The organism is Acetobacter sp., assembly GCF_047721705.1.
GTDB lineage: Bacteria > Pseudomonadota > Alphaproteobacteria > Acetobacterales > Acetobacteraceae > Acetobacter.
The window spans coordinates 26,494-36,570 of record NZ_JBDNXK010000026.1; the positions used below are offsets into that span (position 1 = coordinate 26,494).

7 protein-coding genes are annotated in these 10,077 nt (G+C 57.3%); 2 read left to right on the forward strand and 5 right to left on the reverse strand.

Annotation, left to right across the window (positions count from 1 at the left end; genetic code table 11):
* Both urtB and urtA read right to left on the reverse strand, forming a co-directional pair.
* On the reverse strand, positions 1 to 1,385 hold a 1,385-nt coding region (gene urtB / locus ABF824_RS06555; protein WP_415487263.1), incomplete at its 3' end, for an urea ABC transporter permease subunit UrtB.
* Entirely contained in the window at positions 1,378 to 2,718 is a 1,341-nt protein-coding gene (gene urtA / locus ABF824_RS06560; RefSeq protein ID WP_415487265.1) for an urea ABC transporter substrate-binding protein, read from the reverse strand. The genes urtA and urtB, both read right to left, overlap by 8 nt.
* 145 nt (positions 2,719 to 2,863) lie before the next feature.
* Between urtA and ABF824_RS06565 the strand changes: the two genes are divergently transcribed.
* Positions 2,864 to 6,175 (forward strand): ATP-binding protein, encoded by a 3,312-nt coding sequence (locus ABF824_RS06565; RefSeq protein ID WP_415487268.1) that lies wholly within the window; start codon positions 2,864 to 2,866, stop codon positions 6,173 to 6,175.
* A complete protein-coding gene (locus tag ABF824_RS06570; RefSeq protein ID WP_415487270.1) occupies positions 6,172 to 7,056 on the forward strand; it encodes a response regulator in 885 nt (294 codons plus the stop codon). Before ABF824_RS06565 ends, ABF824_RS06570 begins: the two co-directional genes overlap by 4 nt.
* A 19-nt stretch (positions 7,057 to 7,075) precedes the next feature.
* On the opposite strand, the gene ABF824_RS06575 is transcribed toward ABF824_RS06570, so the two are convergent.
* From ABF824_RS06575 to ABF824_RS06585, 3 genes are all read right to left on the reverse strand, one after another.
* On the reverse strand, positions 7,076 to 7,510 hold the full coding sequence (locus ABF824_RS06575) for a hypothetical protein (protein ID WP_415487272.1): 435 nt from the start codon (positions 7,508 to 7,510) through the stop codon (positions 7,076 to 7,078).
* 58 nt (positions 7,511 to 7,568) lie between these two features.
* Positions 7,569 to 8,771 (reverse strand): porin, encoded by a 1,203-nt coding sequence (locus ABF824_RS06580; RefSeq protein WP_415487274.1) that lies wholly within the window; start codon positions 8,769 to 8,771, stop codon positions 7,569 to 7,571.
* A 141-nt stretch (positions 8,772 to 8,912) separates the two neighbouring features.
* Positions 8,913 to 10,077: 8-oxoguanine deaminase (locus ABF824_RS06585; RefSeq protein ID WP_415487276.1), on the reverse strand; the 1,165-nt coding region annotated here is incomplete at its 5' end.

A 10,077-nucleotide genomic window follows, 5' to 3' on the forward strand; every position in this document is an offset into this window, starting at 1 on the left:
ATGTATGACTGCCCAAGATTGGGACTTACATTGTCAATCTGACTGACGGCCACACCCGCAAGTCCGGCAAGCCCGGCGCCAAGCCCGAACGCCAGCGCATCGACACGCGGTGTGCGGATGCCCATGAGCGCAGCCATGCGACGGTTCTGCGTGACGGCTCGCATTTCCAGACCAAGCGGCGTGCGACGTAACACCAGCATCAGTCCGCCCAGCACGAGGAAGGCGAAGATCAGGATCGCCAAGCGGTTCAGGGTGATGTCCATGCCGCCCAGCGTGAACGATCCGGACAGCCATGCGGGCGTCTCGACGGCAATATTGGTTGGCCCGAAGATCGAGCGCACCGCCTGCTGAAGGATAAGGGAGAGCCCCCACGTCGCGAGAAGTGTCTCAAGCGGGCGTCCGTAAAGAAAGCGGATCAGACCCCGCTCAATCATCATGCCCAGCGTACCGCACACGCAGAAAGCCACAGGAATCGCCACCAGCAGGGCAATCGGCTCCAGCCACGGGACAGTCACACGGATTCCCTGCTGCACCAGCCATGTCGTGTAAGCGCCGATCATCATCATTTCGCCGTGCGCCATGTTGATGACGCCCATCACACCGAAGGTGATGGCCAGTCCTGTCGCCGCCAATAACAGCACGGAACCGTAACTGAGGCCGTAAAAGGCATTCTGCAATACGCTCCAGATCCGCAGGTGCCAGTCGATGCTGGACACTGCGGCCTCTGCCGCCTTCCGGACGGCTGGCGTTTCCGTATCGGAAGCCGCCACGCCCGCGAGAATGCCGCGCGCTTCCTGATCTCCCATCGAGTGGAGGCTTTTCACGGCAGCAAGACGGGCCTGTTCCTGCCCTTCGGCGGGGGACTGGGCCAGAATGGTGGCGGCACGAGCCTGTTCAAGTTTGGAACGGACGGCGCTGTTCTTTTCCATTGCCAGAGCATGCTCAATGGCGGGCAGCATTGCGGGATCATGCCGACCGTAGAATGCAGTCGCCGCCTTGAGGCGTGTTTCAGCCTGCGACGAAGCCAGTTCGAGTTCCGCCTGCGCGCCAGCGAGTGCCTTGCGGATGCGGTTGTTCAGCCGGACAGGCTTGAGACCCTCGGGCGCAGTGGCGACAGACTGACCTGTCCGCGCATCGACATAGGCTTCGCCATTTCGGATGAAGAGGCCACCGTCTGGCGCGAAAAACAGATGCCTTTGCTCCAATGCATGAAGCGTGGACGTCGCCTGTGGACTGCCCGACGCAGCGAGTGCGGAAATCGCGCCCGCGACCTCATCGAACTGGCTGCTCGCCAGACCCGAGAATTCGTCCGCCTGCGCAGAAGCCGACACGGCGACACCCAGAACGAGCGCCGCCGTGAGGAAAAGGCGTTTCAGCCTATGCATGCTTTTTGCCGATGCAGGTTTTCGTTGCTGTGTTGTAGTTTCCGCAGGAGATGGGCTTGCGCCAGTCACCGATCAGGTTCTTCGTCTCAGGAACCCACGGCGACCATGCTTGTCCGGGCACAAGAGCCGGTGTCTTCCATACGACGCTGAACTGGCCGTCATCCTGAATTTCACCGATATAGACTGGCTTTGTCAGGTGATGATCCGGCAGCATCTCCGCCACACCACCCGTCAGGTTGGGCTGTTTGATGCCGATCATGGCGTCAATCACCTTGTCATGATCGGTCGTGCCAGCTTTGGTCACGGCCTGCACCCACATGTTGAAACCGATATAGTGTGCTTCCATCGGATCATTCGTGGTGCGGTTCGGTTTCTTCGTGAAATCATGCCACTGTTTGATGAAAGCCTTGTTTTCAGGCGTCTCAATGCTCTCGAAGTAATTCCATGCGGCAAGCTGTCCGACCAGCGGCTTGGTATCCATGCCGGCAAGCTCTTCCTCACCGACACTGAACGCCATGACCGGAATATCGGTCGAGGAAATGCCCTGATTGCCCAGTTCCTTGTAGAACGGCACGTTGGCATCGCCATTGATGGTGGACACAACAGCAGTTTTCTTGCCTGCGGACCCGAAAGCCTTGATCTGCGACACGATGGTCTGCCAGTCGGACTGACCGAACGGCGTATAGTTGACCATGATGTCCTCGTCCTTGATCCCTTTGGCCTTGAGGTAATTCTGAAGGATCTGGTTCGTGGTGCGCGGATAGACATAATCGGTGCCGACCAGAGCGAAACGCTTTGCACCGCCGCCATCTTCGCTGAGCAGGTAATCGACGGCCGGAATGGCCTGCTGGTTGGGGGCAGCACCCGTGTAGAAAATATTGCGGCTGCACTCCTGCCCTTCATACTGCACCGGATAGAACAGAATGCCGTTCAGTTCCTCGAACACCGGCAGCACGGACTTACGGGAAACGCTGGTCCAGCAACCGAACACGGCGGAGGCCTTGTCCACCGAAAGAAGCTGCCGCGCCTTTTCCGCGAACAGCGGCCAGTTGGACGCGGGATCGACCACCACAGCCTCCAGAGGACGTCCAAGCAGGCCGCCCTTGCGGTTCTGCTCCGCGATCAGCATCAGCATCACATCCTTCAGCGTCGTCTCGCTGATGGCCATCGTGCCGGAAAGGGAGTGCAGGATGCCCACCTTGATCGGCTCGCCTTTTGGAGCGGCTGCCAGAGCCTGCCCCGGCTTCCACGAGGCAGCCACGGCTGCGACGGAAGACGCGAGGGCAAGACGCCCAAATGCACGACGGGAAAGATTCGGCACGGTATCGGACATAAGGATGCGCTCCAGTTTCTGCTGCGTTCACCTCACCCGATAACAAAAGCACTTTCCATACGCATGATTGCGTATCGCGCTGTCAGGCTTTGCAATACAAATGATATGATCGTCGCCACTGCCCAGTGTCAGGACCAGCCGAACCTTGCCTTTTGAAGCCAGCCGCCTGCGTATCGTGCGCACACGCCGGGCCTACAGTCGCTGGGCCGCGGACCAGACGTTCGAAGACTATGCGCTGCGTTTCACGGCCCGAAAGGCCCGCATGGCCACGCCGATGCGGGCGGCCCTGACCGCGCTTGGCTCAATCTCCTTTCTCGCCCTGGAAGCGATGGGCGGCACATTGACGCTCGCTTTCGGCTTCACCAACACAGTAATCGCCATCGCGCTGGTGATGGTTGTCATCTTCACCATAAGTCTGCCGCTCTCCGTGACGGCCGCACGTTCCGGCCTCGACATCGACCTGCTCACGCGCGGAACCGGCTTTGGCTATATCGGCTCGACCATCACGTCGGTGATCTACGCCAGCTTCACCTTCATCTTCTTCGGGCTGGAAGCAGCCATTCTGGCAGGCACTTTGCACAGTCTACTCGGCATGCCCTTATGGCTGGCCTATCTGGGCTGTGCTGTGGTGATCATTCCTCTCGTCACTTGGGGGATCTCATTTATCGGGCGCTTTCAGATCGCGACCCTTCCCATCTGGCTGGTGCTCAATCTGGTGCCGTTGGTCGCTGTGATGGTTCAGCACCCGGAATGGCTGGCCGAGTGGACACACTTCACCCGCATGAGTCTCGGCCCTTCAGGGATCGATGCCGTCGCCATCGGGAGTGCGGCGTCCGTCATGATCGTGCTGGTCTGCCAGAGTGCGGAGCAGATCGATTTCCTGCGCTTCCTGCCGCCGCTTACGGAGAATAATCGTCGGCAGTGGTGGACCGCTCTCATTCTTGGCGGACCCGGATGGGTGGTGCTTGACGCCGCCAAGCTGCTCGCTGGCTCCTTTCTGGCATCGGTCATAGTCAATGCGGGCTTCTCGCCACTCGTCGCCATCCAGCCGGGCATGATGTATCGTTTTGCGTGGGACACGATCGCGCCCCCCGCCCTTGCGACAACCCTGACGATCCTTCTGGTTGCGCTGGCGCAGATCAAGATCAACATCACCAACGCTTATGCAGGCTCTCTGGCGTGGTCGAATTTCTTCTCACGCCTGACACATACCCATCCCGGTCGCGTGGTTTACGTGCTGTTCAATATCGCCATCGCCCTGCTGTTGATGGAAGCCGGACTGGTCAACACCATTCAGACAGGCATCACGCTTTATGCCGTTCTGGCCTGTGCGTGGATCGGCGCCATTTTCGGCGATATCGTCATCTGCAAGCCTCTTGGTTACAGCCCGTCCTTTGTGGAATTCAAGCGTGCCCTGCTGCCGGACCTCAATATTGTCGGTCTTGGCGCATGGGCGCTGGGAGCCGCCTGCGGTCTGTTTGTGCTGACCGGAGAACTGGGTCGACATGCCGCCGCTTACGCTCCCTTCCTGACGCTTCTTATCGCATTCGTCACAGCACCTGTTCTTGCGCGACTGACGCATGGGCGCACCTATATGGCGCGCACGCAGCCACAGGACTGGAACAGCCGTCCGGTCATGCAATGCGTCATCTGCGAACACAGCTTCGAAGCGGAAGACATGGCCTCGTGCCCTGCCTATGGCGGCACGATCTGCTCACTCTGCTGTTCCCTCGACGCACGATGCCGCGACCGTTGCAAACCGACGGCCACCCGCGCCGCGACCCAGCTTTCCGCGCCCCTGCGCGCCCTTCCTCCTCAGGTCCGCCGCATCTGCGTCTCGCCCGCTGGACGTTTTGCCGGACTTGTCTTTGGTATTGTCGGCGTGCTCAGCCTGCTGGTCTATCAGACAGGCATGCCGCTCGACAGCACTCTGCTCGTTGTCTTTGTGGCCTGCGTGGTGGGAGCATGGCTGCTGGTGATGGCGCAGGAAGGGCGACGCACCGCCACGAGAGAGACACTCCACCAGACGCGACTGCTGATGAACGAAGTCAGGGCCCGGCGGCGTATGGGACAGGCGCTCCAGATTGCACGGGAAAAGGCCGAGGCCGCCAGTCTGGCCAAAACACGCTATATCAGCGGCATCAGCCACGAGATACGGTCTCCGCTGAACGCCATCATGGGTTACATCCAGCTTTTGCAGCACGACACACGTATTCCCGAGGATCGCCAGCAGGCACTTGGGATCGTGCGGGACAGCGGCGAGCACATCACCACCATTCTCTCCGGTCTGCTGGACATTTCGCGCATTGAAGCGGGACGGATCGAGCTTCATTCGGACACGATCGCCCTGCCCGCCTTTCTGGAATCCGTCGTGCAGATGATCCGGCCTCAGGCGCAGGCCAAAGGATTGCAGTTCATCTGGAAGCCGGGTTTTCTGCCGGCCGTCGTGACATGCGATGAACATCGACTGCGGCAGATACTCCTCAATCTCCTCTCGAACGCTGTCAAATTCACCCAGCGTGGTCATGTGACCTTTTCTGCGCGCTGGCATGCCCAGATCGCTGAATTCGTAATTGAAGACACAGGTCCCGGCATTTCCCCGGCAGACCATGCGCGCATTTTCGAACCTTTCGAACGCGCATCCGCGACTGCCAACGTGCCCGGCACTGGCCTCGGCCTGACAATCTGCCGACTTCTTAGTGAAGTGCTCGGGGGTGAAATCACATTTACAAGCACGGTTGGCAGCGGTTCACGTTTCCGCCTGCGGCTGATGCTGCCTGACCGGCAGATCGAACTGTCCCCCACACTCCCCGCTTTTCCAACGGGCTATGAGGGGCCGCCACGCACCATTCTTGTCGTCGACGACAATGCCGGTCATCGTCAGATCATGCGTGAACTGCTGGAAGGATGCGGTTTTCTCGTCAAGGATGCGGAAAGCGGGCAGGAATGTCTCGACAGTCTGGAAATTGTGCAACCCGATCTGCTGCTGCTCGACCTGTCCATGCCGGGGATGGATGGCCGTGATCTGGCGCTGCGCATTCGTCGAGGAAATTTTGCCTCCACCCCGATCATGTTTCTGACAGGAAATCTTGTCGAAAGCACCAATAGAAATGTGGCTTCGCTTGAAGACTGTCCCGTTATCGGCAAGCCGGTCAATCTGTCTTTTCTTCTGACCGAGATTGGCCGCATTCTTGATCTCGCATGGACTTTCGCCACGCCTTCACACGAAGCGACTGCGAATACTTCCACTCAGAGCGAGGGCTCGCTCTCTGAAGCAGACCGCGTCGATCTGCTCGCCACGCTTAACAGTGGCAACCTTAAAGAGTTGCGGAGACGCCTTTCCACCCTGCAGACTGACAATCCGTCGTTGACGAAAGCCATAGAGCCATTGGTTTCACTGGCATCCACCTATCAGCTCGAAGCTCTCCGCCATCATCTGGAACAGGACACGCCATGACCTTTTCCGCACCACGCCGCCGCAGCATTCTGGTCATTGATGATGACCCTGCCGTTCTCGGGCTGATGGATGAAACACTGGCTTCTGCGGGCTACACGGTGCTGCTGGCTCAATCGGGTGCGTCTGCTCTGGAAGTCGTGGAGCGCACGGTGCCAGACCTCGTACTGGTGGATGCGCTGATGCCGGGGATGACCGGGTGGGAAGTCTGCGAGGCTTTTCGGCAGTTATCGCATCTGAAGAGCGTGCCGCTGATTTTTATGACGGGTCTGACAGAAACGGAAAATGTGCTGCGGGCGTTCGATGTCGGGGCGGTTGATTACGTGACAAAACCGCTACGACTGGAGGAAGTGCTGGCGCGGATCAGCGTGCATATGGAGGCCGCCTCCCGAATGAAAGCCGCCTATGCAGTGCTGGATAATGCCGGACGTTTTCTGTTCGCGGCAAACCGTTCTGGCTCCATTCTATGGAGCACGCCACAGGCTGGCGTTCTGCTGGAAAAAATTTCTGCTAACGTCCTCTCCGCTACTGATGCTGAACTGCGCTCTGCACCAGGTTCGATTGTTCATCGAGAGATCATGGGTGAAAACGAAATCCTTGTCGTGATGGTTGGTGCGACGGGCGAAGACGAGCTTCTGTTCAGAATCTCGTCACGGGCCCTGTTGCCGGAAAAAACGCTTCAGGAGAAACTTGGACTGAGTGCGCGGGAAGCTGAAGTGCTGCTCTGGATTTCCCGTGGAAAAACCAGCCGGGACATTGCTGACATTCTGAATGTCAGTCCGCGCACTGTCGATAAACATATCGAGCAGATCTACAACAAGACAGGGTTGAGCACCCGTTCGGCCGCCGCCGCTACCGCCTCCCGTCTTTTACAGGAGCGGTAGGCTGGACACCAAGATTACCTTATCGCGACATCTGATCGTCAAGCAGACGCTCATCCCTGCTGAGGGGTGAAGGCAGAGAAGGACACACCTTTCTCTCTTCCTGCACCTTGATCTCTCCAAGCTGCTTGCGAAGAGAGTCCAGACGTTCGTCTGAAATATCTTCCTTTTCAGCGCGCCCCTCCGGTACCAATGTCATGCCATTCATGACACCGATCCCGGGGATCGGATCGAACTTCACAAAGAACCTGTCGTTATCGTCCTCAACGCCTTTCTGTGAGGCTAGAGCTTTCTTTTTCCTCAAGGCGACAATCTGATCGGATACGCGCACGTCTTCCGCGAACAGATGGCGGCAATCTAGATCCTGCAATTCTGCGGCAGCCTGTGCGTGACTTACAAAAGTCCCGCAAAGCACGGTAAAAAGACCAGTCAGCACACATCGTTTCAAAATTGTCATTTTCTATCTCCCGGCTACATATCAGAACGTTTTGCGCGATAAATCATATCAACCGGACTTAGTACTGAAGCTGCATACCGAGCAGAAAGGCGTGCGAAACTGGTGTATTCGCGGCGTGGTAGCGGACGTAATCAAGCGTAAAACGCAGGTTATGTCCGTCCAGCACATAGTTGGCGCCAGCATCGAACTGTGTGGTTTTCGGATGCCCTGCTCCATAAAGATCTTTCTTGAACCGGAACTGCTGATACCGGACCAAGGGCTGTAAGCGCCCCCATCCCAGCTTGTAGGGAATGAGATAGGCCGTACTGGCAAGAAAAGCCGTACCGTTGTTGATGCCGCCTACATTTCCATATTCCGGCGCACGCTGACCGTATCCAGCTGTGATATCTTTCACACCGTCGGTATAATACTGGTAATAAGCGCCTTCGAGAGTATAGACGCCATATTTCGCGTCCTTGCCGATCTTCTTTTCAAAAAGACCGTCGATGTTCCACGCTTTGTAGTCGCCCTTTTCCTGAGCGCTTCCAACGCCATCGACTTCATACTGGCCCGCAAGTCCGATGGCGAGAATATCGGCCTTACCGTAATAGGTGCTGGCTGTATAATAGGCCGGTGAAGGCTCCGGATCGAGGAAATTATACTCCATACGCCCGGCAAACAGGGGATGTTCGCCGTAATTGGAGCCTCCCTTGACCCAGTTATGACCGCGATAAATACCTGCGACGTAACGGAAACGATCTTTCAGCAACTTGCCCCAGACCGTTACACCATCATCACGTCCTGCCCATGCACCGGGATATTGCGACACCATCGGATAGGCATATGTGCTCAGGAAGTAAGGCCCGTCGAGGTTTGACCGGTCACTGCCGGGCAGCATGCGGCCCATCCAGACATTGAATTCCTTCCACGGCTCGACCTGCAGGATGCCGTCCAGAACATTCCAGTTTCCGTCGCGCAATCTTTCAACATTCAGTGTTGCCTTAACGTATTTATGGAACTGTGCGCCCATATAGATACGTAGATCGTTGAAGCTGGCCGCGCTTGAATTGCTCGGTTTGGCATTCGGGTCTTCAGACAGATACTGTCCACGAACACCAACACCCAAAGTAAAGAACTGGTTTTTACCGAAATTAACCGTGACGGCGGCTTTCGCCTCCTGTGCCGCGAAACTCGCTGTTGCGACACAGACAGACAGAATACTTCCATACTGGAAAATTCGCTTTTTCCGACTTCCTGAGAGTCGCGACACGAACGTAATCATGAACATCCCCTTGTGGCCGCAGTCACCGAACAGCGAGGATTCATCATTACGAAAATGTATTGTTAGTCGGATATGCGTGAAATTACCCATACGGGCCGGAAATGGTGCGCAGGCCGCATAACACCGAAAAAATACCGGCGTTTAATTGCAGAGCATCAGGGACAGTTCATTATGCCTTTTAACAAGCGCAGGCAGTTCGAGATGCAGGAATTCTCCCTTCTCAATCAAAACCTTGCCATTCACCATGCTGAAGGCCACCGATATCGGGTTACAGAACACAAGCGCCGCCACAGGATCGATCAGCGCTCCAGCGTGATCCAGTCTACTCACGTCAAAAGCCACAATATCCGCCGCCTTGCCCACACTGAGCTGGCCGATATCGTCTCTCCCCAGAACCCGTGCCCCACCTCTGGTCGCCAGTTCCAACGTATCCCGTGCCGTCAATCCTATTCTGGCTTCATCCTGTTGCGGCAAAAGCCGGGAAACGAGCATGGCCTGCCGGGCCTCTCCCAGCAGGTGCCCACCATCGTTGGAGGCCGACCCATCAACCCCGAGCCCTACAGGCACGCCACATTCCAGCATTTGCCGAACAGGCGCGATCCCTGAGCCTAACCGCATATTGGAACAGGGACAGTGAGCGATGCCTGTGCCAGTCTGTCCAAAGCGGGTCATGCCATTCGCATCCAGTTTTACACAATGCGCGTGCCACACATCGTGCCCGAGCCATCCAGCCTCTTCCGCGTATTCAGCGGGCGTCTGGCCAAAGCGTTCCCGGCTGTAAGCCACATCATGATCGTTTTCTGCCAGATGCGTGTGCAGCCGCGTGCCGGTTGCACGCGCCAGTCCGGCCATATCCCGCATCAGCTCACGGCTCACCGAGAAGGGCGAACACGGCGCCCCGCCGACGGTCAGCATCGAAAGGGGCTCAGGGTCATGAAACGCCTCGATGACTCTGAGCGTATCTTTCAGAATATCGCTCTCTTTTTCCACGAGGCTGTCAGGCGGCAAACCACCCTGACTTTCCCCGACACTCATGCTTCCACGGCAGGCATGGAAACGCATGCCCATTTCAGCAGCAGCCTCGATTTCATCATCCAGCCGACAGCCATTCGGAAACAGGTAAAGATGATCGCTGCTGGTGGTGCAGCCTGATTTCATCAGTTCGGCCATCGCTGTGCAGGCCGACACTCTGATCATTTCAGGAGTAATCCGTGACCAGATCGGATAAAGCGTTTTCAGCCAATGAAAAAGTGAAACATCCTGTGCCTGAGGAACAACACGGGTCAAGGACTGGTACATATGATGG

Excerpts from the sequence above, each read along its gene's own strand:
- urtA (WP_415487265.1), bottom strand. The coding sequence starts at position 2,718 with ATGTCCGATACCGTGCCGAATCTTTCCCGTCGTGCATTTGGGCGTCTT.
- ABF824_RS06570 (WP_415487270.1), top strand. The coding sequence starts at position 6,172 with ATGACCTTTTCCGCACCACGCCGCCGCAGCATTCTGGTCATTGATGAT.
- ABF824_RS06575 (WP_415487272.1), bottom strand. The coding sequence starts at position 7,510 with ATGACAATTTTGAAACGATGTGTGCTGACTGGTCTTTTTACCGTGCTT.
- ABF824_RS06580 (WP_415487274.1), bottom strand. The coding sequence starts at position 8,771 with ATGATTACGTTCGTGTCGCGACTCTCAGGAAGTCGGAAAAAGCGAATT.